This window comes from Aeromonas sp. (genome assembly GCF_050252055.1).
Taxonomy (GTDB): Bacteria; Pseudomonadota; Gammaproteobacteria; order Enterobacterales; family Aeromonadaceae; genus Aeromonas; species Aeromonas caviae.
Window position 1 is genome coordinate 142,471 of record NZ_JBFWLQ010000006.1, and the last position, 26,839, is coordinate 169,309.

General features: G+C 62.4%; 23 protein-coding genes and 1 pseudogene. 8 read left to right on the forward strand and 16 right to left on the reverse strand.

The features are described from left to right. Positions 1-115 precede the first annotated feature (115 nt). Positions 116-1,123, forward strand: a complete 1,008-nt coding sequence (gene ansA, locus AB7E19_RS12545) for an asparaginase (RefSeq protein WP_010675424.1) — start codon at positions 116-118, stop codon at positions 1,121-1,123. Positions 1,124-1,373: 250 nt separating this feature from the next. On the opposite strand, the gene AB7E19_RS12550 is transcribed toward ansA, so the two are convergent. Together AB7E19_RS12550 and AB7E19_RS12555 are read right to left on the reverse strand one after the other, a co-directional pair. After that, on the reverse strand, positions 1,374-1,667 hold the full coding sequence (locus tag AB7E19_RS12550) for a YeaC family protein (RefSeq protein WP_010675423.1): 294 nt from the start codon (positions 1,665-1,667) through the stop codon (positions 1,374-1,376). A 60-nt stretch (positions 1,668-1,727) separates the two neighbouring features. Then, positions 1,728-3,161 carry a glyceraldehyde-3-phosphate dehydrogenase gene (locus AB7E19_RS12555; RefSeq protein WP_010675422.1) on the reverse strand — a complete coding sequence of 478 codons (1,434 nt, stop codon included), beginning with the start codon at positions 3,159-3,161 and terminating at the stop codon, positions 1,728-1,730. 211 nt (positions 3,162-3,372) lie between these two features. Between AB7E19_RS12555 and AB7E19_RS12560 the strand changes: the two genes are divergently transcribed. Both AB7E19_RS12560 and AB7E19_RS12565 read left to right on the forward strand, forming a co-directional pair. Then, entirely contained in the window at positions 3,373-4,176 is an 804-nt protein-coding gene (locus AB7E19_RS12560) for a DUF2989 domain-containing protein (protein WP_042865069.1), read from the forward strand. Then, positions 4,173-4,730 carry an NUDIX domain-containing protein gene (locus tag AB7E19_RS12565; protein ID WP_103243631.1) on the forward strand — a complete coding sequence of 186 codons (558 nt, stop codon included), beginning with the start codon at positions 4,173-4,175 and terminating at the stop codon, positions 4,728-4,730. The genes AB7E19_RS12560 and AB7E19_RS12565 overlap by 4 nt, the downstream gene beginning before the upstream one ends. 62 nt (positions 4,731-4,792) lie before the next feature. Here the strand turns inward: AB7E19_RS12565 and sppA are convergent, their stop codons facing one another. Beyond that, the gene (gene sppA / locus AB7E19_RS12570; protein ID WP_202042842.1) at positions 4,793-6,637 is read right to left on the reverse strand and encodes a signal peptide peptidase SppA; all 1,845 of its coding nucleotides are present in this window, start codon (positions 6,635-6,637) and stop codon (positions 4,793-4,795) included. Positions 6,638-6,958: 321 nt separating this feature from the next. On the opposite strand from sppA, the gene AB7E19_RS12575 reads away from it, so the two are divergent. The 4 genes and pseudogenes from AB7E19_RS12575 (at position 6,959) to AB7E19_RS12590 (ending at position 11,260) form a co-directional block, all read left to right on the forward strand. Continuing rightward, on the forward strand, positions 6,959-8,986 hold the full coding sequence (locus AB7E19_RS12575) for an FAD-dependent oxidoreductase (RefSeq protein WP_427935489.1): 2,028 nt from the start codon (positions 6,959-6,961) through the stop codon (positions 8,984-8,986). Positions 8,987-9,093: 107 nt separating this feature from the next. Further along, positions 9,094-9,642, forward strand: a complete 549-nt coding sequence (locus AB7E19_RS12580; protein WP_052816074.1) for an NAD(P)H nitroreductase — start codon at positions 9,094-9,096, stop codon at positions 9,640-9,642. A gap of 781 nt (positions 9,643-10,423) precedes the next feature. Then, a pseudogene (locus tag AB7E19_RS12585) lies at positions 10,424-10,867 on the forward strand (methyl-accepting chemotaxis protein); the annotation flags it as partial. A 24-nt stretch (positions 10,868-10,891) separates the two neighbouring features. Next, positions 10,892-11,260: a CZB domain-containing protein gene (locus AB7E19_RS12590; protein WP_231563281.1), complete on the forward strand. Its 369-nt coding sequence runs from the start codon at positions 10,892-10,894 to the stop codon at positions 11,258-11,260. A gap of 20 nt (positions 11,261-11,280) precedes the next feature. Here AB7E19_RS12590 and AB7E19_RS12595 read toward each other — a convergent pair whose 3' ends face one another. The 3 genes from AB7E19_RS12595 to AB7E19_RS12605 form a co-directional block, all read right to left on the reverse strand. Beyond that, a complete protein-coding gene (locus AB7E19_RS12595; RefSeq protein ID WP_336568136.1) occupies positions 11,281-11,829 on the reverse strand; it encodes a sugar O-acetyltransferase in 549 nt (182 codons plus the stop codon). 430 nt (positions 11,830-12,259) lie between these two features. After that, positions 12,260-13,138: a 50S ribosomal protein L11 methyltransferase gene (gene prmA, locus AB7E19_RS12600; RefSeq protein WP_010675412.1), complete on the reverse strand. Its 879-nt coding sequence runs from the start codon at positions 13,136-13,138 to the stop codon at positions 12,260-12,262. A gap of 533 nt (positions 13,139-13,671) precedes the next feature. Further along, positions 13,672-14,688 carry a zinc-binding alcohol dehydrogenase family protein gene (locus AB7E19_RS12605; protein WP_069784403.1) on the reverse strand — a complete coding sequence of 339 codons (1,017 nt, stop codon included), beginning with the start codon at positions 14,686-14,688 and terminating at the stop codon, positions 13,672-13,674. A 100-nt stretch (positions 14,689-14,788) separates the two neighbouring features. Here AB7E19_RS12605 and AB7E19_RS12610 point away from each other — a divergent pair, with 100 nt between their 5' ends. Further along, positions 14,789-15,661, forward strand: a complete 873-nt coding sequence (locus tag AB7E19_RS12610) for a LysR family transcriptional regulator (RefSeq protein ID WP_042014452.1) — start codon at positions 14,789-14,791, stop codon at positions 15,659-15,661. Here the strand turns inward: AB7E19_RS12610 and AB7E19_RS12615 are convergent, their stop codons facing one another. The 10 genes from AB7E19_RS12615 to torD form a co-directional block, all read right to left on the reverse strand. Then, positions 15,662-17,086, reverse strand: a complete 1,425-nt coding sequence (locus tag AB7E19_RS12615; RefSeq protein WP_045525770.1) for a PTS transporter subunit EIIC — start codon at positions 17,084-17,086, stop codon at positions 15,662-15,664. It abuts the gene before it with no gap. Positions 17,087-17,173: 87 nt separating this feature from the next. Next, complete coding sequence (gene panF, locus AB7E19_RS12620; protein WP_042014456.1) at positions 17,174-18,631, reverse strand: sodium/pantothenate symporter; 1,458 nt, start codon at positions 18,629-18,631, stop codon at positions 17,174-17,176. After that, a complete protein-coding gene (locus tag AB7E19_RS12625) occupies positions 18,621-18,869 on the reverse strand; it encodes a YhdT family protein (RefSeq protein WP_039040309.1) in 249 nt (82 codons plus the stop codon). Before AB7E19_RS12625 ends, panF begins: the two co-directional genes overlap by 11 nt. Positions 18,870-19,062: 193 nt before the next feature. Further along, positions 19,063-20,403, reverse strand: coding sequence for an acetyl-CoA carboxylase biotin carboxylase subunit (accC, locus tag AB7E19_RS12630; protein ID WP_010675406.1), 1,341 nt, complete (start codon positions 20,401-20,403; stop codon positions 19,063-19,065). A gap of 15 nt (positions 20,404-20,418) precedes the next feature. Continuing rightward, the gene (gene accB, locus AB7E19_RS12635) at positions 20,419-20,880 is read right to left on the reverse strand and encodes an acetyl-CoA carboxylase biotin carboxyl carrier protein (protein WP_010675405.1); all 462 of its coding nucleotides are present in this window, start codon (positions 20,878-20,880) and stop codon (positions 20,419-20,421) included. Between the two features lie 36 nt (positions 20,881-20,916). Next, complete coding sequence (gene aroQ / locus AB7E19_RS12640) at positions 20,917-21,366, reverse strand: type II 3-dehydroquinate dehydratase (RefSeq protein WP_039040307.1); 450 nt, start codon at positions 21,364-21,366, stop codon at positions 20,917-20,919. A gap of 283 nt (positions 21,367-21,649) precedes the next feature. Further along, entirely contained in the window at positions 21,650-23,596 is a 1,947-nt protein-coding gene (acs, locus tag AB7E19_RS12645) for an acetate--CoA ligase (RefSeq protein ID WP_427935496.1), read from the reverse strand. Between the two features lie 175 nt (positions 23,597-23,771). Continuing rightward, positions 23,772-25,559: a sensor domain-containing protein gene (locus tag AB7E19_RS12650; RefSeq protein WP_322130956.1), complete on the reverse strand. Its 1,788-nt coding sequence runs from the start codon at positions 25,557-25,559 to the stop codon at positions 23,772-23,774. Between the two features lie 106 nt (positions 25,560-25,665). Then, a complete protein-coding gene (locus tag AB7E19_RS12655) occupies positions 25,666-26,034 on the reverse strand; it encodes a hypothetical protein (RefSeq protein WP_042014461.1) in 369 nt (122 codons plus the stop codon). A 7-nt stretch (positions 26,035-26,041) separates the two neighbouring features. Next, on the reverse strand, positions 26,042-26,710 hold the full coding sequence (gene torD, locus AB7E19_RS12660) for a molecular chaperone TorD (protein ID WP_104452429.1): 669 nt from the start codon (positions 26,708-26,710) through the stop codon (positions 26,042-26,044). Positions 26,711-26,839: the final 129 nt, after the last annotated feature.

Genomic DNA, 26,839 nt, shown 5'->3' on the forward strand with positions numbered 1-26,839 from the left:
CAAGAGGTCTGCTGATGACCGATATTGAGCCCGCCCGCACCATCTGAAGGACGGGGGCTGTATCGGTTGAGCCCTGTTTGATTTGCCGGTTTCCAGTCCAGAGAGAGGAGAGGGTGTGAAGAAGTCCATCTACATTGCCTACACAGGCGGCACCATAGGGATGCAGCGTTCCGACCACGGTTATGTACCGATGGCGGGCTTCATGGAGGACTGTCTGGCACGGATGCCCGAGTTCCATCGACCGGAAATGCCCGATTACCATATCCACGAATATGCCCCCCTCATCGACTCTTCCGACATGACGCCGGCAGACTGGCAGCGCATCGCCGAGGATATCAAGGGCAACTACGACAAGTACGACGGTTTCGTCATTCTGCACGGCACCGACACCATGTCGTTCACCGCGTCTGCGCTCTCCTTCATGCTCGAAGATCTGCACAAGCCGGTCATCATCACCGGCTCCCAGATCCCCCTGGCCGAACTGCGCTCGGACGGTCAGCAGAACCTGCTCAACGCCCTCTATATCGCGGCCAACTACCCGATCCACGAGGTGACGCTCTTCTTCAACAACCAGCTCTATCGCGGCAACCGCAGCAAGAAGGTGCATGCCGACGGCTTCCACGCCTTCGACTCGCCCAACTACCCGCCCCTGCTCAATGCCGGTATCGCCATCTCCCTGGAGGCAGGTGAGCTGGGCGTGCCGTGCGATCGCCCCCTGGTGCTGCACGACATCACCCCCCAGCCCATCGGGGTGGTGACCCTCTATCCGGGGATATCGGCGGAGGTGATAGCGAACATCCTGCAACAGCCGGTGCGTGCGCTGATCCTGCTCTCCTTCGGGGTGGGCAATGCGCCCCAGAACCCGGCCATGCTGGCGCTGCTCTCCGAGGCATCTGCCCGGGGCGTCATCATCGTCAACCTGAGCCAGTGCCTGCACGGCAAGGTCAACATGGGGGGCTATGCCACCGGCAACGCCCTCTCCCGTGCGGGAGTCATCTCGGGCTTTGACATGACCGCCGAGGCGGCGCTCACCAAGCTGCACTTCCTGCTGAGCCAGGATCTGCCGGCGCCGCGCATCCGCGAGCTGATGCAGCAGTCTCTGCGCGGGGAGCTGACCCCCTGACTTTCCCTCTCACCCTAACCCTCTCCCAGCGGGAGAGGGGATAGATCGAGGTGGCGAGGTTTACCATGAAGATCGCCGGCAGGTGGCCCGCTGACTGCTCGCAGGTGCGTGCCAGCTCCCTTCTCCCTTGGTGGGAGAAGGGCCGGGGATGAGGGGGATGAGTCATCCTGCATAGAGAGGAAAAAAGAGGGGAGCCATAATGGCTCCCCTCTTTCGTTTCGTTACCGCGATAGGTGACGTGCGGCCTGCCTCAGTGGCTAAGGTCGACCCGCACTATCTCTTCCTCATCGCGATACTGGCGCTTGAGCTCGCTCTTGCTCTTCATCACGATCTCGCCGTCACGGCCGATGTTCATGTGCTCGGGGTTCTCAAGGTGCATCGCCTGCCAGGCCATCACGGCCTGAAGGGAAGTGGCCTTCTGCTCCTCGGTCAGGGGCTTGCCATCCGGCCATTTGCCGAGCTCGACTGCAGTCTTGAGCCGCTCGTACACCTCTTTGGGCATCTGCGCTATCGCTTGTTGAAACGTCACTTGCTGAGACGACATCCGGCCTCTCCTTGAAAATTGAGCCATGAACACGGGTTCCGGCGGGCAGATCCTGTCGGACTATACCGGTAGATCCTGGCGGACTACGCCAGCCATCTGCTCCATCACCCGTACTACCTGACAACTGTACCCGAACTCGTTGTCATACCACACGTAAAGCACGCAGTGATCCCCCTCGGCGATGGTGGCCTGGGAGTCGACGATGCCCGCAAAACGGGAGCCCACCATGTCGGAGGAGACCAGCTCGGTGCTGGCGCTGAAGTCGATCTGGCGATGCAGGGCCGAGCTCAGCGCCATCTGCTGCAGATAGGCGTTGAGGCTCTCCCGATCGGTGGTCTGTTCCAGCGACAGGTTGATGATGGCCAGGGACACGTTGGGTGTGGGCACCCGGATGGCGTTGCCGGTCAACTTGCCCTTGAGCTCCGGCAGCGCCTTGGCCACCGCCTTGGCGGCACCGGTGCTGGTCATCACCATGTTGAGGGCTGCGCTGCGACCGCGGCGCTCGCCTTTGTGATAGTTGTCGATGAGGTTCTGATCGTTGGTATAGGAGTGGACCGTCTCCACGTGGCCGTGGCGGATGCCGTACTTGTCCTGCATCACCTTGAGCACCGGGGTGATGGCGTTGGTGGTGCAGGAGGCGGCGGAGACTATCTTGTCATCCGGGCCTATCACCTCGTGGTTGACCCCGAACACCACGTTCTTCATCTCCCCCTTGCCGGGGGCGGTCAGCAGCACCCGGGCGGCGCCGCGGGCCTTGAGGTGCTCGGACAGGCCCGCCTCGTCACGCCAGACGCCGGTGTTGTCAACGATCAGCGCATTGTCGATGCCGTAGGCGGTGTAGTCGATGTCGGCCGGGCTGTTTGCATAGATCACCTGGATGAAGGTGCCGTTGGCGATGATGGCGCTGCGTTCTGCATCCACCTCGATGGAGCCGTTGAAGGGGCCGTGCACCGAATCGCGGCGCAGCAGGCTGGCACGTTTCTCCAGATCCCCGTCGCGACCGCCGCGCACCACGATGGCGCGCAGGCGCAGGGAGTTGGCGGCGCCGGTGCGCTCGATGAGCAGACGGGCCAGCAGGCGGCCGATGCGGCCGAAGCCGTAGAGTACCACGTCGGTCGGGGCGGGCACGGCACTGCGGTTCAGGGCCGGTGCCAGCTTGGCGCGCAGGTAGTCCTCGATGCCGGCTTCATCCTGGTGATCCTGCCAGTAGCCCACGGCCAGTTTGCCGAGATCGACTTCGGCGGCGGTGGGGTTCAGGGCGACGATGGCGCGCAGGAGAGGGAAGCTTTGCTGGATGGGCAGCGGGGTGCCCTGGTGGCGGCGAACGACCCGGTGGGCCTTGAGGATATCGATGGTGGAGGCGTTTTGCAGGGGGCGTCCGTAGAGGGTGATCTCTATCCCTTGCTGTCGGTAGAGGCGACCTATCAAGGGTTGCATGGCTTCGGCGAGCTCCTGGCTCTCCTGCCACGCCTGCAAGTAGTGCTCGTGGGTCATTAACCAGTTCCTTTTATTTCACGTTGTTGAAGCAAGTTGCCTGGGCAAATTGAAATTCGTCGAAGGCAGATCAGTGTAGGGCTGATGGTTTCGTTATATTATTCTGCAATCGCGGCCTTATACGGCGCGCGCATTGTAATGGATATGTAGCCTGTTTGCTAGTTGGCGGTGGCCGGTGCGGGTTGCGATTGTTATCAACCAGATGTGAACCATGACCCTATTCTCACAGCGTCCGTTACTGCTTTCCCTCGCTTGTTGCCTGACGTTGACGGCCTGCGACGACGACAGGATCCACAACATCTGCTCCCAATATCCCGCCCTGTGCGCGGACCTGGTGGACGACGGCTGGTGTCGCTATGAGCGCAGCGATGTCATTCGCGGTCGTTACTATCTCCAGGAAGAGGGGACGGACAGGCGCAAGTACGATCTGATGCGCGGCCTGGAGCGTTATCTGCAGTGCGCCGAGCACTCCACCAACATCGAGTACAAGCGGGCCAGGGAGCAGAAGAGCCCCAGAGTGGAAGGGATGCTGGCCGCCGGCCGTCAACTGGAGCAACTGGATGCGCAGACCCGGGGCTCCCGGGATCCCTACCTGCTGCTCTGGCACTGGACCAACAACACCAGCCCCGAGGCCCGCGCGAGCTTCCTCGCGCAGGAGGGGACGCCGAGCCTCGAGGAGCCCGAGCTGCAACTGGCGCTCGGCGGCATCTATGCCAAGAGCGAGCCCGAGAAGGCCATCAGGCTGATGCACCATGCGCTCTCCCTCTATCGGGAGGGGGACAAGGTCAACAGCCGGATCCTCACCGCCCTCAGCACCCTCTACATGGGGCAGAAGCGATTTGATCAGGCCTATCTGTGGGGCAAGGTGAGCGAGTCATTCCAGGAGAGCCCCGAGGTCTCCGCCACCCGGCTCGGCATTTACCATGCCATCGGCAAGGAGGAGCAGGAGACGCTGGACGACCAGGCGGCCACCATCGTCGATGCACTCAGGCAGGGGAGCTACCGCACACCATGAATTCGACCCTGACAGAGGTCCGGGAGTGGGCCCATCCCTTCGATATCCGTCTCGTCCACGGCCAGATCCGCGGCGAGGACAGGGTGCTTGAACGGGCCACGGTGAGGGCCGTGGTGATGCGTGGTGATCGACTGCTGCTGGTGCACTCCCGCGTCAACGGGGATCTCATGTTCCCCGGTGGCGGCATCGAGCACGGGGAGGCGCACGATGCGGCCCTGGCCCGGGAGCTGCGGGAAGAGTGTGGCGCCGAGCTGGTGGCCGTGGGCCCCCTGCTGGGAGAGACCCGGGAGTATCGTGCCGCGCGCGAGCCGGATTACGATGCCTACTGCATCCGATCGTCCTATTACCTCTGCCGGGTCGGGGAGGACTGGAGTGCACCGCGCCCCCAGCCCTACGAGATCCGGCTCGGCTTTACGCCGGGCTGGTTCCCCCTGGCCGAGGCCCTGCAGACCAACAAGACCCAGCTGGCGGGTCCCTGTCCCCAGTGGACGGCGCGAGAGACCCGGGTGCTGGCAGAGTTGCACCGCTGGCAAGCGTCCGGCTTGCTGACCTGACAAGGCCGCTTGCCCCATAAAAAAACCGCCTGTCGGCGGTTTTTTTATGGCTGTCCCCGGCGTCAGGGGAGACAGACCGGGCAGAAGGCGTAGGTGCCCTGGGGATCGTTGAAGCGGGTCAGCGGGTCCAGAGTGCGGTTCATCTCCAGCAGCGCCTTGCCAAGCCCGGCGGGCAGCCAGCTTTGCAGGTGCGGGGCCAGCGCCTGGGCGCTGCTGTCAAACAGCTCGCGCAGGAACTTGTCCCTGGCAGACTCTTCCGGTGCGATGGGGGTGACCTGCCAGCTCTTGAGGTTGGCGAGATCGGCGGCCGCCTTGAGGGCGTCATCCAGATTGCCGAACTCGTCCACCAGCCCCAGTGCCTTGGCATCCTGCCCGGTCCAGACCCGGCCTTCGGCGGCTTTTTCCGCCTCTTCCGGGCTAAGGCCCCGGCCCTTGCCCACCAGGCCGACAAAGCGCTGATAGGTGTCTTCTACGCTCAGTTGAATGGCTTCACCCACGTGATCCGGCAGGGCACGGGTCAGCCCGACCCCCACGAAGTCGGTGGTACCGACGCCGTCGGTGTGTACCCCGTACTGGGAGAGCGCCTTGTCGATGGTGGCGAACATGCCGAACACCCCGATGGAACCGGTGAGGGTGGTGGGGGAGGCGAAGATCTTGTCCGCATCGGCGGAGATCCAGTAGCCACCGGAGGCGGCGTAGCTGCCCATGGAGATGACCACCGGCTTGCCCGCCTGTTTCAGGGCCAGCAATTCGGCGCGGATCTGCTCGGCGGCAAAGGCGCTGCCGCCGGGGCTGTCCACTCGCAGCACCACGGCTTTCACCTGATCGTCACGGCGGGCCTCGGCCAGCAGATCGGCAAGGCTGTCGCCGCCGATGGTGCCGGCAGGCTGGACGCCATCCATGATGGCGCCGCTGGCGGTGATGAGGCCTACCTCATCCTTGCCGCTCTGGGGGTACTGTTCCGGGATGGCGGCCAGATACTCTTTCAGGCCCACGCCCTTCCAGCCGTGATCATCGGCCTCGCCCACTTCCTTGATCACCGCCTGGGTCATTTCGTCGCGGGTGGCGAGCTGATCCACCAGACCGTTGTCGAGGGCGTAACTGGCCGCATTGCCGCCGGCCTTGCGCAGCAGTTCGAGGAAGTGATCCTTGTTCGGTGCGACGGCATCCGGCTCGATCTCCCGCTGCTCCGCCACGTCGGCCACATAGGATTGCCATAGCTGATCCAGCCAGCGCTGGTTCGCCTCCTTGCTCTCGGGGGACATCTCGTCCCGGGTGTAGGGCTCGACGAAGGACTTGTAGGTGCCGACCTTGAAGACGTGCGGGGTGATATTGAGCTTCTCCAGTGCCGACTTGAAGTAGGTCTGGTAGACACCCAGCCCCTCGATCAGCACGGCACCACTCTGGTTGAGCAGCACGTGGTCGGCGTGGGCGGCGAGCAGATAGGCCCCCTGGCTGTAGTAGTCCGCCATGGCGATGACCGGCTTGCCGCTCTCCTTGAAGGCGTCGATGGCGGCCGTCACCTCCTGCAGTTTGGAGAGGCTGGCCCCTTGCAGACCCTGGGGCTTGATCACCAGCGCCTTGATGCGATCGTCATTCCCCGCGCTCTTGATGGCCCACAGCAGATCGGAGAGGACGATTTCGCTTGGCTGCTCTTCCCCCTTGTCCATCTGCCTGAGCAGTTGCACCGTGGGATCGGTCTGGGTGCGCTGTTCTACCAGCACACCGGAGAGATTGAGGGTGAGCGCCCCCTCGATGGGGGTGCTTGGGGTCTCGCTCTGGCTGACGCTGAAGACAATGACCAGCACGACGAGAAGAAACAGCAGGTTGACCAGCATCAAGCGGGTAAAGTTGAGCAGGCGCCAGAGGCTGCGAAAGAGCCATCCCAGACCTTTGAAAATAGACATAGCTGCGTTGTCGCCCTGTTAATGGGTTGAGAGCAGCCATTATTAACCAGTTGCGCAGCCAATTGCCATTTCCCCTTGAGTCGACTGCCTCCCCGCCACTTCGGAACACGGCTGTTCGCTGAAAAAATGTCCAAACATTTGTTTGAAAAAGAGTTTTCGATTCTTTACTCTAGCTCCAGTTTGATAACAAAAAATTAACTGAAAGGCCCGATGAGCCGGCCCCACCTCCACCCACACCTTCTTTTTACTGCCCGTCACCCGAGGCAGCCAGGAAGGCTGGAGCATGACCCCGTGCACATCGACCTCGACAAGGAGTGCATCATGAGCCGTTATCCCACGCTGCTGACCCCCCTCGATCTGGGTTTTACCCAGTTGCGCAACCGCGTACTGATGGGGTCCATGCACACCGGCCTCGAGGAGGAAAAGGGGGGCTTTGACAAGCTGGCCGCCTTCTATGGTGAGCGGGCCCGTGGCGGGGTCGGTCTCATCGTGACCGGCGGTATCGCCCCCAATTTGCGGGGGCGGCTGGTGCCCCACGGCTCCCAGCTGAGCTTTCCCTGGCAGGTAGCCAAACACCGCAAGGTGACCGAGGCAGTGCACCAGGAAGGGGGCAAGATAGCGCTGCAGATCCTTCATGCGGGCCGCTACGCCTACCATCCATTCAGCCTGGCGCCGAGCGCCCTCAAGGCTCCCATCTCCCCGTTCAAGCCGCGGGCCATGAGCGAGCGGCAGATCCGCGGCACCATTCGCGACTTCGCCGCCACTGCGGCGTTGGCCAAGGCGGCCGGTTATGACGGGGTCGAGGTGATGGGCTCTGAAGGCTATCTCATCAACCAGTTCATCTGCGAACGCACCAACAAGCGCACCGATGGCTGGGGCGGCAGCAGCGAAAACCGCATGCGCTTCCCGGTGGAGATTGTCCGCGCCATCCGTGAGCGGGTGGGCACGGATTTCATCATCATCTTCCGCCTCTCCATGCTGGATCTGGTGGAGCAGGGCTCCTCCCTTGAGGAAGTGATCGCACTTGGCCGGGCACTGGAGCAGGTGGGGGTGACCCTCATCAACACCGGTATCGGCTGGCATGAGGCGCGCATTCCCACCATCGCCACCAGCGTGCCGCGCGGTGCCTTCAGTTGGGTGACCGCCGAGCTGAAAAAGCACCTCAAGGTGCCCCTCATCACCACCAACCGCATCAACACCCCCGAGGTGGCGGAGCGCATCCTGGCGGGGGGGGAGGCGGACATGGTCTCCATGGCGCGCCCCTTCCTGGCGGACCCCGAATTCGTCATCAAAGCGGCTGAAGACAGGGCGGACGAGATCAACACCTGCATCGCCTGCAACCAGGCCTGCCTCGACCACGTGTTCAAGCAAAAGCGTGCCTCCTGCCTGGTCAATCCCCGCGCCTGTTTCGAGACCGAGTTGACGTTTGGCCGGGTGCCCCAGCCCAAGAAGCTGGCGGTGGTGGGGGCGGGTCCTGCGGGGCTGGCGTTTGCCTGCTACGCCGCCGAGCGGGGCCATCAGGTAAGCCTGTTCGATCAGGCGAGCGAAATCGGCGGCCAGTTCAACTTTGCCAAGCAGATCCCGGGCAAAGAGGAGTTTCAAGAAACCCTGCGCTACTTCGCCAAGCGGCTGGAGAAGTGCGGCGTAGAGCTCTATCTGGGCCAGCGCCAGAGTGCTGAGAGTCTCTTGGGCGGCGGTTTTGACGAGGTGATCCTCGCCACCGGCATCCGCCCGCGCACTCCCAATATCCCGGGTATCGAGCATGCCAAGGTGATGAGCTACCTCGATGTCTTACGTGATCACAAGCCGGTGGGCGAGAAGGTGGCGGTGATCGGCGCCGGCGGTATTGGCTTCGATGTGGCCGAATACCTGGTGGAAAAGAGAGGATCGCCGGATGCTGAAAGCCATCGCGATCACTGGCTCAAGGAGTGGGGTATCGACAAGCAACTGGGTGAGCGCGGCGGCCTGACTACCCCCGAAATCGATGCCCCCGAGCGCCAGATCTGGTTGCTCCAGCGCAAGGAGAGCAAGGTGGGCGACGGCCTTGGCAAGACCACCGGCTGGATCCATCGCACCGTGCTCAAGAATCGCAAGGTGCAGATGCTCTCCGGCGTCCAGTACCTGCGTATCGACGATGCCGGGCTTCACATCCAGGTGGGCGACCAACAGCAGTGCCTGCCGGTGGATCAGGTGATCATCTGTGCCGGACAGGAACCCCTCAAGGAGTTGCAGGCTGGTCTGCAGGCTGCTGGCAAGCCGGTGCACATCATCGGCGGTGCCGACGTGGCCGCCGAGCTGGATGCCAAACGCGCCATCCGGCAAGGGGCGGAGCTGGCTGCCGTCATCTAGCCTCCCGACCCTTTCGTATCCTGACAAACCCCTGAACCCCAGGGGTTTTCTTCATCCAGTGCTGTGCTAAGGTAGCGCCATCATCGCCTTTGACAAGGAACTGCCCCATGGATGCCCTCCATCTGTTACTCAATCGCCACTCCTGTGGTCGTCTGGCCGAGCCTGCCCCGAGTGGCGAAGTGCTCGACAATATCCTCAAGGCCGGGCTGCGGGCGCCGGATCACGGCACTCTGACCCCCTGGCAGTTCATCCTGTTTGAAGGGGAGGGGCGTGAGCGCCTGGGGACATTGCTGGCCGATGCCGCCCATGCCCGTGGCGAGGATGCGGACAGTGTCGAGAAGTGTCGCGCCGCACCACTGCGTGCTCCCCTGGTGATCGCGGTGGCGACCCGTTATCAGGCGCACCCCAAGGTACCGAAACTGGAGCAGGAGCTCTCTGCCGGTTGCGCCCTGATGGCGATGCAGATGGCGGCCCAGGCCCAGGGCTTCAACGGCATCTGGCGCTCCGGCTGGTTCATCTTCGACGAGCAGATCCATGGTGCACTGGGGCTGGCACCGGAGGATCAACTGGTGGGCTTCCTCTACCTTGGCACCCCCATGCTGGAGGCCCGCAAGCTGCGCGAGTTGCCCATTCAGGACTTCGTGCGCAACTTCTGAAGCGCAGAACGCCAAAAGCCCTGATTATTCAGGGTTTTTTTGTTTTCTGACAAAGCCGTCAGGCTGTACTGATAAATGCGCACTTGCCAAGAGGGTAGAAGGGGGTTGGCCGGACATTTTTTGAATTGTGAGAGATTCTTCTCACTCCTGGTTTATTACGCTATGTAAAACGTTTGCGCCACGTTATTATCCCACTGCCAGTTTAGAAGGTGACCCCTTCTAATTTTCTGCGATGAGAGTCGCAATTCCGTAGCACCTTTTTAGAGCCCAACGTCTTGATGACATTGGGCTTCATTTTTTGCGGGATCGGCACGTCAGCGTTCTTTCTCCTTTGCCTCTTCTCTACCTCACCCGGCCTCTTTGTGGCGATCTTTTGCACAGCCATTGATGTGGCCTCGATTGGAATCAGGATCAGGGTCAAATATCCTGCATTTGCAGGTGAAATCCGGCCCGGGATCCGCCAGCATCGGCAGAGACAAGAGAGCCAGAGGCTTCCCTTCGACGTCGACTGCCCGCACCTATGCCATCCGGAGGCGATATGTGGTTCAACCGCAAGCTTGAAAAAGAGAATCAACAGCTCAGGGAGGCGATGCTTCTCAAAGAGCAGCAGCACCAGAGCGAGCTGGCCGAATTGCGTGCCACCATCGGTGAATACGAGCACATGCAGCGCACCAGCCGGGAGCGTGGCGATCTCTTCAATCAGGTGATCTCCTGCCAGAATCAGGGAGGTGAGATGCTGCAGAGCGTGCGGGAAGCGCTGGCCGGCAGTGCCGAACACCTGATGGCGGAAAAGGGAGCGCTCAGCGAGCTGGATCAGCTCTTTGCCCAGACCCGGGGCGCCATCACCCGTCTTTCCAATCGTGCCCATGCCATCACGGATGAGGCGGCTCGCAGCCTCGCAGCCGTCCATCAGCTCGATGCCAGCACATCCGCCATCAACCAGTTCGTGACCGCCATCCAGGGCATTTCGGATCAGACCAACCTGCTGGCACTCAATGCGGCCATCGAGGCGGCCAGGGCCGGTGAAGCTGGTCGAGGATTCGCCGTGGTCGCCGATGAGGTGCGTCAGCTGGCGAGCAAGGCTCATGAAGCCAGCAGCCAGATCGAGGTGCTGGTCAGACAGATAGTGGCCCAGGCGCAGGAGATCAAGTCCATCATCGATGACAACCAGGCCAGTGCCGCCGAGGTGGCGACCTCCTCCTCCCAGATCGATGTGGTGGTGACCCAGGTGCTGGCACAATCAGGCCGGATGCAGCAGGTGATCCACAGTGCGGCCTCCACCTCCTTCCTCAATACCACCAAGCTGGATCACGCCGTCTGGAAGAACACCATCTATCGGCTAATCGATCAGCAGCATTTTCACGAGCCGGTGAGCGACCACGCTCAGTGCAGGCTGGGCAAATGGTATTTCGAGGGGCAGGGTGCGGAGCTCTTCGCCCACAAGCCGGGCTTTCGTGAACTGGACGGGCCCCACAAGCGGGTCCACGAGAGCGGCAAGGCCGCCCTGCACGCGCGCGAGCAGGGGGATATCAAAAGCATGGTCGAGCAGCTCAAGACCATGGAAAACGCCAGCATGCAGGTGGTGCACTGCATCGACCGCTTGCTGGAAAGCGCCTGAGCGAGCCTCGGGCCTTCCGCTCAACCTTTGACTGGCAGCAGCCGTGCCGGGTTGCCTGCCACCCTGGCACCGGCCGGTACATCTCTGGTCACGACCGAGCCCGCACCCACGACGGCTTCCCGCTCTATGGTGACGCCGGGCAGCAGAATGGCGCCGCCGCCTATCCAGACCCTGTCTTCGATGGTGACCGGCAGCGCCGTCTCAACCCCCTGAATGCGCTCATCGGCATCCAGCGCATGGGCGGCGGTGTAGATCTGCACGTTCGGCCCAATCATCACCTCGGCGCCGATGCGAATGGGGGCATTGTCCAGCAGGGTGGCCCCCATGTTGATGTAGCTGCCCTTGCCAAGGTGGATGTGGCGGCCATAGGTGCAGTAGAAGGGTGGGCAGATGAAGGCACCCTGTGCCAGCTCGCCGACGATCTGCAGCAGCAGTGCCAGCTGTTCATCCTCCTCGTCGCTGCGATTGAAGCGGCGGTACAGGCGGGCCGTCTCCCGGCGCAACAGATCCAGCTCTGGCGCCATGCAGTTGTAAGGCTGGCTGGCGATCATCTTCTCGTATTCGGTCATGACTGGGCCTCGATGGGGTGGAGGAAGAGAGGATAAGCCATCGGGAGGCAGAGAAGCGTGAGGCTCTCCCCAGAGTGGGCAGAAGGAGAACGGCGTCCGGAAACGACAAGGGCACCCTGCTGGGGTGCCCTTGTCGTTCAACGACCTAAGTGTTGCCGCCATGGCCTGTTGCTTGTCAGCCGAGTGTGCGGCTGATGGGTTGGCAACTGCCGTGGCTTGTTGTTTATCAGCCGAGTTTGCGGCCGATGGGTTGGCAACTGCCGTGGCTTGTTGCTTATCAGCCGAGTGTGCGGCCGATGGGTTGGCAACTGCCGTGGCTTGTTGCTTATCAGCCGAGTGTGCGGCCGATGGGTTGGCAGCCACCGTGGCTTGTTGCTTATCAGCCGAGTGTGCGGCTGATGGGTTGGCAACTGCCGTGGCTTGTTGCTTATCAGCCGAGTTTGCGGCCGGAGAGGCGGCACCACTCCTCTTTCACGGCGGTCGGGTCCATCTCGAACCACTGGCCATAGATGGTCTCCAGCTCCGGCGCCTGGCTTTCCAGCACGCCGGAGAGGGCCATCAGGCTGCCCGCTTTGCCGTGACCGGCGATCAGCGGCGCCAGCTCCCGCAGCGGGCCGGCCAGGATGTTGGCGACCACCACGTCCGCTTCGACGTCTTGCGGCTGATCCGCCGGCAGGTAGAGTTCGATCTGGTCGGCAACGCCATTTCGCTCGGCGTTGTCACGGCTGGCCTGGATGGCCTGAGGATCGATGTCGATGCCGATGACCCGGGCGGCCCCCAGTTTCAGGGCGGCGATGCCGAGGATGCCTGAGCCGCAACCAAAGTCGACCACGGTTTTGCCGGCCAGATCCAGCCCGTCCAGCCACTGCAGGCAGAGAGCCGTGGTGGGGTGGGTACCGGTGCCGAAGGCCAGGCCCGGGTCCAGCATGACGTTGACCGCATCGGGGTTCGGCACGTCGCGCCAGCTCGGGCAGATCCAGAGCCGCTCGCCGAACTGCATGGGGTGGAAGTGATCCATCCATTCGCGCACCCAGTCCTTGTCTTCCAGTTGCTCGACCTTGTAGCCCACGTCTTCACCGAAGATCTGCTGGAAGAAGGCGATGGTGGGAGCCGGATCGGTTTCGGCGTCGAACAGCCCCATCACTTCGGTCTCGCCCCAGAGCGGGGTTTCACCGGGCATGGGCTCATAGACGGGCACATCCTTGGCATCCATAAAGGTCACCGCCTGGGCCCCACGCCCCAGCAGCATGTTGCTCACCTTGTCTGCGGTCTTGGCAGTGGCGTTGATTCGAATTTGTATCCAGGGCATGGCGTCGGCTCTTCATAAATGTGAAACCGCGGGATTCTATCATCATGGGCCCGTGCTGTCGTGGTTTGACCATGGCCTCATGGGGAAGGGAGGTAACTCTGCCAAGTTGGCACGGTTAATGTATTCCTTCATGGGTGACGGGAAGCAACTTGTTCCCGCTGAATGCTTTGCTCTATGAAGTTCCGTCATCTTTTTTCAGCCACCTTCGGGTGGCTTTTTTTATGCCGGTGCGCTGAAAAGCGGTTAATTGGGAGGGAAAAGCAGAGATTGGCACGCTATCTGCAAAGTTACAGATGTCCTGCATAAGGATATGTGTGTGATTGTTACCCCAACGTTCAGGTTTTTAGGGCCATCCCGACGGGATGGCCTCTTTTTTATGGTTTTTTCGGGGGAGATGCCCCGTCAGGGACAAAAGTTACCTGCGGGGCTGTGCACTCTTGGGGCTTGTCACTGGTGATTTCACCCCATGATGGTGCATTTATTTACCTACAAGGGAATAGAGGCTGGACGGTAAGGCCCGCTTGGGCTGCGCCTCAGCGATGGAAGCCGCTCATGTCGATCACCAGCTTGCCCACCATGCGACCCGCTTCCAGCTCGGCATGAGCCCGGGCCAGGGTGAGGGGCGTCAGTTCGGGCACCACCTTGCTGAGGGTGGTCTTGAGCACCCCTTCATCGATCAGGGCCGCGACCCGGCCGAGCAGGTTGTGCTGCTCTATCATGTCCGGGGTCTGGAACAGGGAGCGGGTAAACATGAACTCCTGGCTGAAGGTGACGCTCTTGGGTTTGAGCAGACCCAGATCCCAGGGTTCACTGGACTCGGCGATGGTGCAGATGTGACCAAACGGACGGATGAGGCTGGCCATGGTGTTCCAGTGCTGCTCGGTGGCGTTGGTGCAGAAGATGGCATCCACCTCGCTGATGCCGAGCGCCTTGAGCTCCGCCTGCAGATGGTGATGGCTCACCACCTGGTGGGCCCCCATGTCCAGGCACCACTCCCGGGTTTCGGGGCGCGATGCGGTGGCGATCACCTCCATGCCGGTGAGCTGGCGGGCGAGCTGGATGGCGATGGAACCGACCCCGCCGGCGCCCCCGATGATCAGCAGTCGCCCGGTGCTTTCGCGGGTGAGGCTCATGCGCTCGAACAGGGTTTCCCAGGCGGTGATGGCGGTGAGCGGCAGGGCGGCGGCTTCCAGATCGGTCAGGGTGACTGGGGCGATGGCGGCAATGCGCTCGTCCACCAGTTGCAGGGCGCTGTTGCTGCCCGGGCGGCTGATGTCGCCTGCATACCAGACCCTGTCACCGGCCTTGAATAGGGTGACGTCGCTACCGACGGCGATCACCTCGCCCACGGCGTCCCAGCCCAGCACGCGGGGGCTGCTTTCGACCTTGTCCTTGGGGGCGCGTACCTTGGTGTCGACCGGATTGATGGAGGTGGCGTTGACCCGTACCAGCAGATCCCGCGGGCCTGGTGTCGGATCGGGCAGATCGCTCTCGATGAAGCAGTGGGGGTGGTTGCTTGGCAGATAGTGAGTCAGGGCGATGGCTTTCATGGCTTTTCCTTTCAAATAGCAGTGTTCGGGATTGCCACTCACTCTAGTCTGGATGATTATCAAGATTAAGATGGGTAATTGGTAAAGACTGTTTGAATATATGAACAATGTCGAACTGGAGTTGATGGGGTTGTTCGCCACCGTGGTGGAGCAGGGGAGCTTCACCGGGGCGGCCGAGGTGCTCGGCATGCCCAAGTCCTCGGTGAGCCAGAAGATCTCGCGCCTCGAATCCCGGCTCGGGGTGAGGTTGCTGCAACGCACCACCCGCAGGCTCAGCCTGACGCCCCAGGGGGAGGTCTATGTGGCCCATTGTCAGGAGCTGCTGGCACTGGCGCGCAGCGCCAATCTGGCGATGGCGCGGTTGCGCGCGGCTCCTGGAGGGCGGGTGCGGATCACTGCTCCCGAAGCCACGGGAACCTTGCTGCTTGGCCGGATACTGGCCGAATTTCGCGCCCTCTATCCCGAGGTGGTGCTGGAGCTGACCCTTTGCGATGAACAGCTGGATCTGGTGGGGGAAGGTTACGATCTGGCGCTGCGGGCAGCGCCGCTGAAAGATTCCAGCCTCATCTGCCGGCGCATCGGCCAGGTGGCGCGCCATCTGGTGGCATCTCCCGGTTACCTGGCGGCCAACGGGACGCCGCTCCAACTCTCGGAGCTGGCCGGACACGCCTGCCTGGTACATGGCTCCTTGCCGGTGTGGCCATTGCAGGAGGGGGGCTGGCGCCCTCGCGGGGCCTGCCAGAGCAACAGCCTGTTGGCGCTGCGGGAGCTGGCACTCCATGACGGGGGGATTGCCCTGCTGCCGGCCCATGTCTGCGGCGACGATCTGGCGGCGGGGCGACTGCTCAAGGTGCTGCCGGATCTCCTGGTTCCGGTGAACCCCTTCTATCTCATCTACCCGAGCCGGGAACACCTGGCCCCCGCCCTTCGCAGCCTGATGGACTTCGTGGCCGAGCGTCTTCCCTTTGCCTGATCACTGGTGCTGGCTAAGGGGAGCCTGAGCCGGTTCGAGACCGAGCGGGACCGACTGGCGTTCCGCCAGCATGCGGATCTGCCCTTCGATGAGGCCGGCATGGGGGCCGAGCACCAGCACCAGCTGATGTTCGTTCAGCACGACCCAGGAGAGGCAGCCCAGTCTGGCCAGGCAGGATTGATCCACCAGGGCCATGTCGCGAACTCGCAGGCTGAGGCGGGTCAGGCAGACGCTCATGGCCTGCAGGTTGTCCATGCCCCCCAGCATCTTGAGGTACTGGATAGCCAGCATCTGGGGATCGGTGGGGGCCACGGTCGCGAGCCGGGAGAGATCCTCGGCGATGGGCTTGCCCGGCAGACTGAGGGGAGCGTGTTCCAGCAGCCGGGAGAAGAGCAGGGCATAGACGACGAAGAAGAGGATGCCCAGGGGGATGAGCCAGAAGCTGTGCAGACCGGCGTGGTAGCTCAGCACCAGGTCCAGCAATCCGGCAGAAAAGTAGCTGCCCACCTGTATGTCGAGCCCGCTGCAGATGGCCAGCGACAGCCCGGTCAGCAGGGCATGGGCCAGAAACAGCCAGGGAGCGGTGAAGGCAAACAGGAACTCGATGGGCTCCGTGATGCCCACCAGTGCCGAGGTGAGCGCCAGGGTGAGCAGCAGCCCTCCCTGGGGCAGTTGTTGCATCCGCTGGCGATGGATCCAGATGGCAAAACAGGCACCGGGCAGGCCGAACATGATGACCGGATAGAGCCCGGCCACATAGCCTTCATGCAGCGGCTGGGCGGTCGAGAGGGCTTGCAGGTTGCTCTCCCCGAGCCCGATGAGGCTGCCCAGCACCTGGTGCAGGCCGAGGGGGATCAGCAGCCGGTTCAGCACGCCATAGCAGAAGGCGCCAAATGGCGTGGTGAGCAGATCGGAGGCGAGCAGGGTGAGCCCCTGTTCCAGCAGCGGCCAGAGGATGGAGAGGGGGAGCACCAGCAGCAGGCAGGCCAGCGCCGAGAGCAACATGCCCGGCAGATCTTCCTGCAGGGGGCGCAACCAGCCCGGCAGCCGCAGAGTGCGGGCCCGGGAGCAGACCATGGCGGTGACGAGCCCGGCCAGCAGGCCGCAGATCATGTCCGCATGCAGCCCGGGCACCAGGGTGCCCAGCGCCGAGCTCAGCAGCAGGAAGTTGACCGCACCGGCGAGCGCCTGGGCTCCTTGCCCCTGGCGACTCAACCCGAAGGCGATGGCCACCGCATAGATGAGCGGCATCTGGCTGAAGAGGGCTCGACCGGCGAGGGAGAGCACGGCGAGATCCAGCACGTCCGGTTGGCCGAGCCGGTGGAGCAGGGCGGCCAGGGGCAGGATGGAGACGGGCAGCAACAGGGCATAGCCGAGGCGCTGCAGGGACTGGGTCAGGATCTTTCTGGCGTTCTGGACTGGCATGGGGGCACGGTATTTGTGACGTGGCGCACATTTTACCCGTGAGCCCCCATTTGGGAATAGGCGAGCCTTCCTTTATTGATCCTTTTCTTAATTTTGATCAAACAATCGACGGACACGCTGATCCGGGGCAGGAGTGAGCAGGCTGACCAGGACAAAGGCCGCCAGGCCAAGGGCCAGGCTCGGGACGATGGCATGCAGACCGGCCACCTTGATCCCCCACTGGCTCAAGGTACCGTAACAGAGGATGCCGCAGACCATGCTGGCCAGGGCTCCCGGGCCGTTGGCCCTGGACCAGTAGAGGCCGAGCACCAGGGGCCAGAGGAAGACCGCCTGCAGGCCGCCGAAGGCGAGCAGGTTGAGCCAGATGATCATCTCGGGGGGCTGGAGCGCCGCCAGCAGCACCAGGGTACCCAGGATCAGGGTGCAGAGCAGGGAGAGGCGTGGCACCCGGACCTCCAGCTTTTCCTGCCTGGGGTTGAGGTAATTGAGGTAGAGATCTTTCACCAGGGTGGCGGAGGCCTGGATCAGCTGGGAGTCGATGGTGGACATGATGGCCGCCATGGGGGCGGCCAGGAAGACCCCGGCCAGCCAGGGGGGGAGCACCTCCATCATCAGGGAGGGCATGATCTTGTCCGGGCTGTCCATGCCGGGCAGGATGGCGCGGCCCAGCGCCCCGGCCAGGTGCATGCCGAACATCAGCAGGGCGCAGACGATGGTGCCGATGAGGATGCCCCGGTGCAGCGCCTTGCTGTCCCGGTAGCCAAAGCAGCGCAGCGCCGAGTGGGGCAAGCCCACCACCCCGATGCAGACCAGCACCCAGAAGCTCAGCATGAAGGGCTGGGTCAGCATGTCGCCGGCCCCCTGGGGGCTCACCAGCTTGGGATCTATCTCCTTGAGCTGGTGGACAAGATTCGGCAACCCGTCACCGGCGATGAGGATGCCCGCCAGCAGGGCGCCAGTGCCGATGAGCATGACGATGCCCTGCAGGGCATCCGTCATCACCACGGCGCGAAAGCCGCCGATCACCGTGTAGAGCAGCACGCAACTGGCAAACAGGAAGAGCCCCTGCTGATAGCTGAGGCCGGTCGCCGTTTCCAGCAGACGGGCGCCGCCGATGAACTGCACCACCATGGTGGCGATGAAGGCGAGGATGATGGTGACCGAGCCCAGCACGACCACTGCCCTGCTCTGGTAGCGGGCCCACAGCATGTCGTTGATGGTCACCGCGTTGACCCGGCGGGCGATGATGGCGAACTTCTTGCCAAGCACCCCCAGGGTGAGCCAGACGGTGGGCAGCTGGATCATCGCCAGTAGCACCCAGCCGAGGCCGACCTTGTAGGCGGCACCCGGCCCGCCGATGAAGGACGATGCAGAGGTATAAGTGGCCACCAGGGTCATGGCGAGCACCAGCCCCCCCATGCTGCGGTTGCCGATGAAGTACTCCTGCATGAAGTTGCCGCCGGTCCGGTGGCGACTGGCCCAGAAACCGACCCCCAGTACCAGCACCAGGTAGATGCAGAGCGGCAGCATCAGCTCAAGATTCATGGGGTGGTACCTCGCTATCCAGGGGAATATCGACGAACAGGCGATCCACCATGAGGGCGCAGAGGCCGATGAACAGCAGCGGCATCAGGATGCAACTGAGCAGGAACCAGAGGGGCAGGTCCCACAGCTCGAGATCCTCGGGGATGAAATACGCCGAGCCATACCAGGCGACAAAGTAGAGCAGGGTCAGCAGCAGGCAGAAGGCTGCTTCCCGACGGGCGAGTGCGAAACGGTTCACTGTGGCCTCCGACGAGTGAGCGGGGCGCAAGAATAACAAAAAAGGGCCATGTCGCCATGGCCCTTTTTTACGTTGGCGATCCGGGTGGATCGCGCAATATCCCGATGAAAGGGGTCTTTGCAGACCCGACTTCTTGTGCAGGTGGTGGCTGTTCTGTGCTGCCACCGTGCTCAATGGGTCGGGCCTCAAGCCATTACAGACCCAACTTCTTGTGCAGGTAGTGGATGTTAGTGCCACCGTGCTGGAAGTTTTCGTCCTTCATGATCTCTTTTTGCAGGGCGATGTTGGTCTTGATCCCTTCCACCACCAGCTCGTCGAGGGAGTGGCGCATGCGGGCGATGGCCACGTCGCGGTTCTCCCCGTAGCAGATCAGCTTGCCGATCATGGAGTCGTAGTAGGGGGGGACTTTGTAACCCGCATAGATGTGGGATTCCCAGCGCACGCCCAGGCCGCCCGGCGCGTGGAAGCGTTGGATGAGACCGGGAGAGGGCAGGAAGGTGGCCGGATCTTCGGCATTGATCCGGCACTCGATGGCGTGGCCACGGATGCGGATGTCCTGCTGGGTGATCGACAGGGGCTGACCGGCGGCAATGCGCAGCTGCTCCTTGATGAGGTCGACGCCGGTGACCATCTCGGTGACCGGATGCTCCACCTGGATACGGGTGTTCATCTCGATGAAATAGAACTCGCCGTTCTCGTACAGGAACTCGAAGGTACCCGCACCGCGGTAGCCGATCTCGAGACAGGCGCGCACACAGCGCTCACCGATGAACTTGCGCATCTCGTCGGTGATGCCGGGGGCCGGCGCCTCTTCCACGACCTTCTGGTGACGGCGCTGCATGGAGCAGTCCCGCTCACCCAGATAGAGGGCGGTACCCTGACCGTCAGCCAGTACCTGGATCTCGATGTGGCGCGGATTCTCCAGGTACTTCTCCATGTAGACCATGTCGTTCTTGAAGAACTGGCCCGCTTCGGATTTGGTCAGCGCGATGGCGGAGGCCAGTTCGGCCTCGTTGCGCACCACGCGCATGCCGCGACCACCACCGCCACCGGCGGCCTTGATGATCACCGGATACCCGATCCGCTTGGCGATGGCGGCGTTGCGCTTGGCATCGTTGTCCACCGGGCCGTCGGAGCCGGGTACGCAGGGCACGCCCGCCTTCTTCATCGCCTCGATGGCGGAGACCTTGTCACCCATCAGGCGAATGGTCTCGGCGCGCGGACCGATGAAGATGAAGCCGGATTTCTCGACCACTTCGGCGAAGTCGGCATTCTCGGAGAGGAAGCCGTAGCCCGGGTGGATGGCGACGGCACCGGTCACCTCGGCGGCGGCGATGATGGCCGGCACATTGAGGTAGGACTCACCGCTGGCAGGTTTGCCGATGCAGATGGTTTCGTCCGCCAGGAGCACATGCTTGAGCTCCCGATCGGCAGTGGAGTGAACGGCCACTGTCTTGATCCCGAGCTCTTTGCAGGCGCGCAGGATCCGCAGGGCAATTTCACCGCGGTTGGCGATGACTACTTTGTCCAACATGGGTGGCATTTTCCCTTATTCGATGATGAACAGCGGCTCGTCAAACTCGACGGCCTGACCATTTTCAACCAGGATCGCTTTGATCACGCCGGCCTTGTCAGACTCGATTTGGTTCATCATTTTCATGGCTTCGACGATGCACAGGGTGTCGCCGACATTGACGTGCTGACCGACTTCCACGAACGGCTTGGCTTCCGGGCTGGAGGAGCGGTAGAAGGAGCCCACCATGGGGGAGCGCATCAGATGACCGCTCGGGGCGGCATCGGCAGCAGGCGCAGCGGCTGCTGCCGGAGCAGCGGCAACCGGTGCGGCAACCTGAGCTGCGGCCTGGGGCATGATCATCTGCGGGGCAACGCTAACCTGGCCGGAGAAATTACGGCTGATGCGAACGGACTCTTCCCCTTCGGAGATTTCCAGCTCGGCGATGCCGGACTCTTCAACCAGTTCAATCAGCTTCTTGATTTTGCGGATATCCATTAGCATTCTCTTTCTTCTTTATCTGATCAGTGATTATCAAGCCGCGCGCAACTGATGCACGGCCGCGGTTAAAGCGAATTGGTAACCATCGGCACCCAACCCGCAGATCACCCCCTTGGCGACATCAGACAGATAGGAGTGATGACGGAAGGGCTCCCTGGCATGAACGTTTGACAGGTGAACCTCGATAAAGGGGATGGCCACACCCAGCAGGGCATCGCGCAGGGCAACGCTGGTATGGGTGAAGGCGGCGGGATTGATGATGATGAAATCCACCTGGCCCATGGCCTGATGGATGCGGCCGATCAGCTCGTGCTCGGCATTGGATTGCAGATGTTCCAGGGTGACACCGAGTTCGCTGGCGCTGCGCGTCAGATCGGCGACGATCTCATCGAGCGTCTTGCTGCCGTAGATTCCCGGTTCCCGCTTGCCCAGCAGATTCAGATTGGGGCCGTTAAGCAGGAGGATTCGGTGATGTTGCGACATATTGAGTACATCCTCGATGATTATGCTGCTATCTATCAGCTATCTTTGGACTACCAAAAATCTAGCCAATTTTTGCACAAATCGGTGTGCCCTGACACACAGATTTCGCAATTATATTGATTTCGTGAAAATTAGCAGCATTTTACTGGTCTAATCTCTACATCTGGCTATTTATTGGCCTGGTTTGCCCGCAAGCCCTGCCTACCACCGAACTCTGCCCTGTCCGGATCCCGAAGACAACAAAGCCGGCACGTGGCCGGCTCTGTTGACGTGGGGAAGAGACTCACGCCGCTTCCGACTTCTCGCGGATCAGCTTGTCTACGACCCCCGGATCCGCCAGGGTGGAGATATCCCCCAGGCTGTCGGTTTCGCCGGTGGCGATCTTGCGCAAGATACGCCGCATGATCTTGCCGGATCGGGTCTTGGGCAGCCCTTCGGCCCAGTGGATCACGTCCGGGGTCGCGATGGCGCCAATCTCCTTGCGCACCCACTCCTTCACTTCCTTGTGCAGCTCGCGGCTCGGCTCTTCTCCGGCGATCAGGGTGACATAGGCGTAGATGCCCTGTCCCTTGATCTCGTGGGGAACACCCACCACCGCCGCTTCGGCGATCTTCGGATGGGCCACCAGAGCGGACTCGATTTCGGCGGTGCCCATGCGGTGGCCGGAGACGTTGAGTACATCATCCACCCGGCCGGTGATCCAGTAGTAGCCGTCCTCGTCGCGACGGGCACCGTCGCCGGTGAAGTAGCGACCCGGGAAGGTGGAGAAGTAGGTCTGCTCGAAGCGCTCGTGATCTCCGAACACGGTACGCATCTGGCCGGGCCAGGAGTCGGTGATCACCAGGTTGCCCTCGGTGGCGCCCTCCAGCGGCTCACCCAGGTTGTCCACCAGAGCAGGCTGTACTCCGAAGAAGGGACGGGTGGCCGAGCCGGGCTTGAGCGCGGTGACGCCGGGCAGCGGAGTGATGAGGATGCCGCCGGTTTCGGTCTGCCACCAGGTGTCGACGATGGGGCAGCGCTCGTCGCCGATGGTGCGGTAGTACCACTCCCAGGCTTCCGGGTTGATGGGTTCACCCACCGACCCCATGATGCGCAGGCTGGTGCGGGAAGTGCCTTCGACAGCCTCCTTGCCCTTGGCCATCAGTGCGCGAATGGCGGTGGGGGCGGTATAGAGGATGGTGACCTGATGCTTGTCCACCACCTGGCTCATGCGGTTGGTAGCCGGGTAGTTGGGCACCCCTTCGAACATGACGGTGGTGGCGCCGTTGGCCAGCGGCCCGTAGACCAGATAGGAGTGACCGGTGACCCAACCCACGTCGGCGGTACACCAGTAGATGTCCTCTTCGTGGTAGTCGAACACGTATTTGAAGGTGAGGGCGGCATAGACCAGATAGCCGCCCGTGGTGTGCAGCACACCCTTGGGTTTGCCGGTGGAGCCGGAGGTGTAGAGCACGAACAGGGGATCTTCGGCGCCTATGGCTTCGGGCGGACAATCCGGGCTGGCGGCGTTGACCGCGTCATGCCACCAGATGTCTCTGTGATCGTGCCAGGCCACGTTGCCACCGGTGCGCTTGAGGACGATCACCTTGCTGACCTTGGTATCCGGGTGGGTAAGGGCCTCATCCACGTTCTTCTTGAGGGGGATGGGGCGACCGCCTCGCAACCCCTCATCGGCGGTGATGACGACGGAGGCGCCGGAGTCGATGATGCGGCCCGAGAGCGCCTCCGGCGAGAAGCCGCCGAAGACGATGCTGTGCACGGCCCCGATGCGGGTACAGGCCAGCATGGCGATGGCCGCCTCCGGCACCATGGGCATATAAAGGCAGACCATGTGGCCACGCTTGACCCCCTGGGCTTTGAGCACGTTGGCAAACTTGCATACTTCGGCGTGCAGTTCGCGATAGGTGATCTTGCGATCTTCGGCCGGGTTGTCCCCTTCCCAGATGATGGCGACCTTGTCGCCGCGCTCGCTCAGATGGCGATCCAGGCAGTTGGCCGAGACGTTGAGCAGGCCATCCTCATACCACTTGATGGAGACGTGGCCCGGATCGTAGGAGGTGTTCTTGACGCGGGTGTAGGGGGTCATCCAGTCGAGGATCTTGCCCTGCTCCCCCCAGAAGGCGTCCGGATCCTGCACCGACGCCTGATACATGGCTTCATAACCTTCCTTGTCCAGCAGGGCGCCGTTGCCGATGTGGGCCTTGACCGGGTAGACCTTGCTCTCGCTCATCTCTCACTCCTGTGAATACATTTTCTTAATGATTGAGTAACAACTTATACCTTTGGTTCCCGAGGGCAATTAGACTTTTGGATAGCGACGAAGATAGCAGGTGAGAGGACACGTTGAGGACAAAGAAGGGAGCCATGGGCTCCCTTCTTTGCTTTCGTGGTGGCGCGGCCAAGGATCAATGGCGGACGGGGAGCAGGGAAGGCAGGTGGAGTTCTGGCAGGGGATGGCTGAACAGGTAGCCCTGTCCCTCCTCGCAACGCAGGGATTGCAGGAACTGGCGCTGGGGCTGGGTTTCTATCCCTTCCGCCGTGACGGCCATGCCGAGGGAGCTGGCCAGCTGGACTATGGTACGGCACAGCTCGCGGCTGTGCTTGTCGTCGGGCAACGCCTGGACGAAGGCCCTGTCTATCTTGATGCGATCGATGGGCAGGCTCCTGAGCAGGCTCAGGGAAGAGAAACCGGTGCCGAAGTCGTCGATGGCGATCTGTACCCCCAGCGCCTTGAGACGGGTGAAGAGCCGCAGACTGTGATCCACGCTCTGGATGATGCTCTCGGTCACCTCGATCTCCAGCCGCTCGGCAGGAAAACCGGTCGCAGCCAGAATGGCTGTCACCCGCTCCACGTAGTCGTGGGAGCGCATCTCCCTGACCGACACATTGACCGAGAGCCTGGGCACGGCGCGCCCTTCGGCCAGCCACTGCTGCCCTTGCCGGCAGGCGGTGCGCATCACCCATTCTCCCAGCGGTTCGATGAGACCGCACTCCTCTGCCACCGGAATGAAACGGTCCGGGGATATCATGCCAAGGCTGGGATGCTGCCAGCGGATCAGGGCCTCCAGGCCGCTGAGATGACCATCCGCCAGATCCGTCATGGGTTGGTAGAGCAGGCGAAACTGTTGCTGCTCAATGGCCTTGAGCAGTCCCTGCTCCAGCAGCATCCGCTCCCTGGTCTGTGCCGTCATGTCGGGGGAGTGGAACAGATAGCCGTTGCGGCCACGGCGCTTGGCTTCATGCATGGCGTTGTCCGCCGCGCTGATGAGGCTGTCCGGGGTCTGGCCATGCTCCGGATAGAGGGAGATGCCGATGCTGGCGGAGAGCCTCACCCGCTCCTGGGCGATGTCGGCGGGATCGTGCAGCCTGCGTTGCAACCCCTCGATGAGACCCAGCAGATCCTGGGTGTCCCTGATGGCGGGCAGCAACACCAGAAATTCGTCTGCCCCCAGCCGGATGGCGATGTCTCCGGGGCGCAGACAGTGGCGAATGCGGTCTGCCGACAGCTTGAGCAGCAGATCGCCGGCACTGTGCCCCAGGTTGTCGTTGATGAGCTTGAAGCCGTCGAGATCGATGAACAGCAGCGCCAGGACGTGGTGGTTCACCCTGGCCGTCTCTATCTCCAGGGTGAGGCGCTCTTGCAGCAGATGGCGATTGCCGAGATCGGTGAGGGGATCGTAATAGGAGAGGTGCTGCAAGCGGGCTTCGGCCTGATAGAGACGCAGTGCATGGCGGTGGGTCATCTCCTGCAGGCCGGGTGACGCGGGGGCGTCGAGGTGGGAGCCTGTCTGCGCGGATTCCCTCATCACGAGGAAGATGCCGCTGAAGGAGCCGTCCTCATCCAGCACGGAGCTGACGCTCACTTGCCAGCGTGCCGGGGAGGCCGCGCGGGAGAGACCGACCATTTCCACCTCAAATGTGCATCGGGGGGGACCTTGCCGCAGTTGCTGAAACAGCGGGAGCAGTTGGGGAGTCTGGGCAGGGACAATGTCGAACAGCGTCTTGCCCGGGTGCTCTGCCCGCGCGAGGCCGGTCAGTTCGGCAAAGCGTCCGTTGACGTCGCGACACCTGAATTCGTGATCGAAGACCCCAATCCCGACGGGCGCCTGGGCGAACAGCTGTTGCAACTCGTGGGGAGAGAGCGGGCCTGACAAATGCCGTGTCGGAACCGATTCGGGTAGCACTTTTTCCATGGAGGCTCCTGAATTGATTGCTTTGTCATTTGGACGACTGTGTCAGTATGGCAGGAAGTGTCAGGAGAGAAAGAAAGTGTGAGAAGGGTGTGAAATCAACGAGATGTCAGCCTTTCTGGCGGCCAAACGCCTGGATCCCGCGAACGAACACCAGCCAGCCCACCAGATGAAACGGCAACGCCATGGCGTAGAGCACCAGCCAGTGGCTCTCGGTGCCGCTGCTGTTGATGAAATCTGCCCAGGCGGCGAGCAGGGCCAACATGCCCGCTATCTGGAAACGGCGACGCAGCACCACTTCCACCCCGAGATTGGCGAGGTAGAGGGTCAGCAGGATGCCGGCAAAGCCGGTGAGCTGGGCGGTGCCGTAGAGCGCGCGGTCCGGGTTGAACAGCAGCGTCACGAGGGGAGTGAGACCCTGATCCAGCGGGATCAGGGCCAGCAGCCAGCATGCGATAAGAAGCAGGGCTGTCTTCATGCCGGGCTCAGTCGGCGGACGGTGCCGGTTTGACCAGGGAGAGGTAGTTGGCGTCCATCTTGAGGAACACCCCCAGCAGGCGGGCACTGGCACCGTAGAAGCCAAACTTGTCGGCGGCCCGGCAGGCCTGCTCGAAGCGCTCGAACCAGCCCAGCAGGTGGCCGTGCAGCAGGGACTCCTGCTCGCCAAGCCACGCCTCGCGCTGGTCGGCGGTGGTCGACTCGGCGGCGCGGATGATGAGGCTGCCCATCAGATCCAGCTCGATGGCCAGATGATCGGCAGGCTCATTGTATTTGTCGCTGACGTTGATGCCGAGGCGATCGAGGCGTGCCTGCATCTCGGTCATAGGGGCCTGCATCAGCTGCTTGCCTTCGCCCCGGTAGAGGGATTCGTAGGGCAGGGCACCCTGCCCGGGAGCACTCAGGAACAGGCCTGCAAAGTCGGCGGCCAGGGCCGTCTGGCGCTCGGGGCGCACCAGCAGGCGGGCGATGGCGTCGTTGAGCTCGGCCACGGCTTCGCGCATGGGATCGAGGGTGGAGAGGCTCTTCAAGAAGCTGCGCACGTCATAGGTGTCGTATTCAGCGATCTGTGCATCACTGAGTTCGGCAGCAAACAGGGTGGAAAACCACCAGTAAAGCTCGGCCCGGCGTTCGCTGGTCGCCATGAATTCCTGCATTTTTCCTCCGTGGATGACAATCGGGAGCCTTGATGGCCCCCGATTCTAACGACTTTAAAAATAAAGGAAACTCATGGGGCCTTTTGGCCGGATAGCGCCAGGAGAGGGGGGCGCTATCGCGGGATCGCC

Bases quoted from the DNA above. Each gene is read 5' to 3' on its own strand.
- accC (WP_010675406.1), bottom strand. From the start codon at position 20,403: ATGTTGGACAAAGTAGTCATCGCCAACCGCGGTGAAATTGCCCTGCGG.
- AB7E19_RS12655 (WP_042014461.1), bottom strand. From the start codon at position 26,034: ATGAAGACAGCCCTGCTTCTTATCGCATGCTGGCTGCTGGCCCTGATC.
- AB7E19_RS12580 (WP_052816074.1), top strand. From the start codon at position 9,094: ATGGATGCCCTCCATCTGTTACTCAATCGCCACTCCTGTGGTCGTCTG.
- AB7E19_RS12605 (WP_069784403.1), bottom strand. From the start codon at position 14,688: ATGAAAGCCATCGCCCTGACTCACTATCTGCCAAGCAACCACCCCCAC.
- AB7E19_RS12615 (WP_045525770.1), bottom strand. From the start codon at position 17,086: ATGCCAGTCCAGAACGCCAGAAAGATCCTGACCCAGTCCCTGCAGCGC.
- panF (WP_042014456.1), bottom strand. From the start codon at position 18,631: ATGAATCTTGAGCTGATGCTGCCGCTCTGCATCTACCTGGTGCTGGTA.
- AB7E19_RS12550 (WP_010675423.1), bottom strand. From the start codon at position 1,667: ATGTCGTCTCAGCAAGTGACGTTTCAACAAGCGATAGCGCAGATGCCC.
- AB7E19_RS12575 (WP_427935489.1), top strand. From the start codon at position 6,959: ATGAGCCGTTATCCCACGCTGCTGACCCCCCTCGATCTGGGTTTTACC.
- torD (WP_104452429.1), bottom strand. From the start codon at position 26,710: ATGCAGGAATTCATGGCGACCAGCGAACGCCGGGCCGAGCTTTACTGG.
- AB7E19_RS12565 (WP_103243631.1), top strand. From the start codon at position 4,173: ATGAATTCGACCCTGACAGAGGTCCGGGAGTGGGCCCATCCCTTCGAT.
- prmA (WP_010675412.1), bottom strand. From the start codon at position 13,138: ATGCCCTGGATACAAATTCGAATCAACGCCACTGCCAAGACCGCAGAC.
- sppA (WP_202042842.1), bottom strand. From the start codon at position 6,637: ATGTCTATTTTCAAAGGTCTGGGATGGCTCTTTCGCAGCCTCTGGCGC.
- AB7E19_RS12610 (WP_042014452.1), top strand. From the start codon at position 14,789: ATGAACAATGTCGAACTGGAGTTGATGGGGTTGTTCGCCACCGTGGTG.
- AB7E19_RS12650 (WP_322130956.1), bottom strand. From the start codon at position 25,559: ATGGAAAAAGTGCTACCCGAATCGGTTCCGACACGGCATTTGTCAGGC.
- acs (WP_427935496.1), bottom strand. From the start codon at position 23,596: ATGAGCGAGAGCAAGGTCTACCCGGTCAAGGCCCACATCGGCAACGGC.
- aroQ (WP_039040307.1), bottom strand. From the start codon at position 21,366: ATGTCGCAACATCACCGAATCCTCCTGCTTAACGGCCCCAATCTGAAT.
- AB7E19_RS12555 (WP_010675422.1), bottom strand. From the start codon at position 3,161: ATGACCCACGAGCACTACTTGCAGGCGTGGCAGGAGAGCCAGGAGCTC.
- accB (WP_010675405.1), bottom strand. From the start codon at position 20,880: ATGGATATCCGCAAAATCAAGAAGCTGATTGAACTGGTTGAAGAGTCC.
- AB7E19_RS12560 (WP_042865069.1), top strand. From the start codon at position 3,373: ATGACCCTATTCTCACAGCGTCCGTTACTGCTTTCCCTCGCTTGTTGC.
- AB7E19_RS12595 (WP_336568136.1), bottom strand. From the start codon at position 11,829: ATGACCGAATACGAGAAGATGATCGCCAGCCAGCCTTACAACTGCATG.
- AB7E19_RS12590 (WP_231563281.1), top strand. From the start codon at position 10,892: ATGCAGCAGGTGATCCACAGTGCGGCCTCCACCTCCTTCCTCAATACC.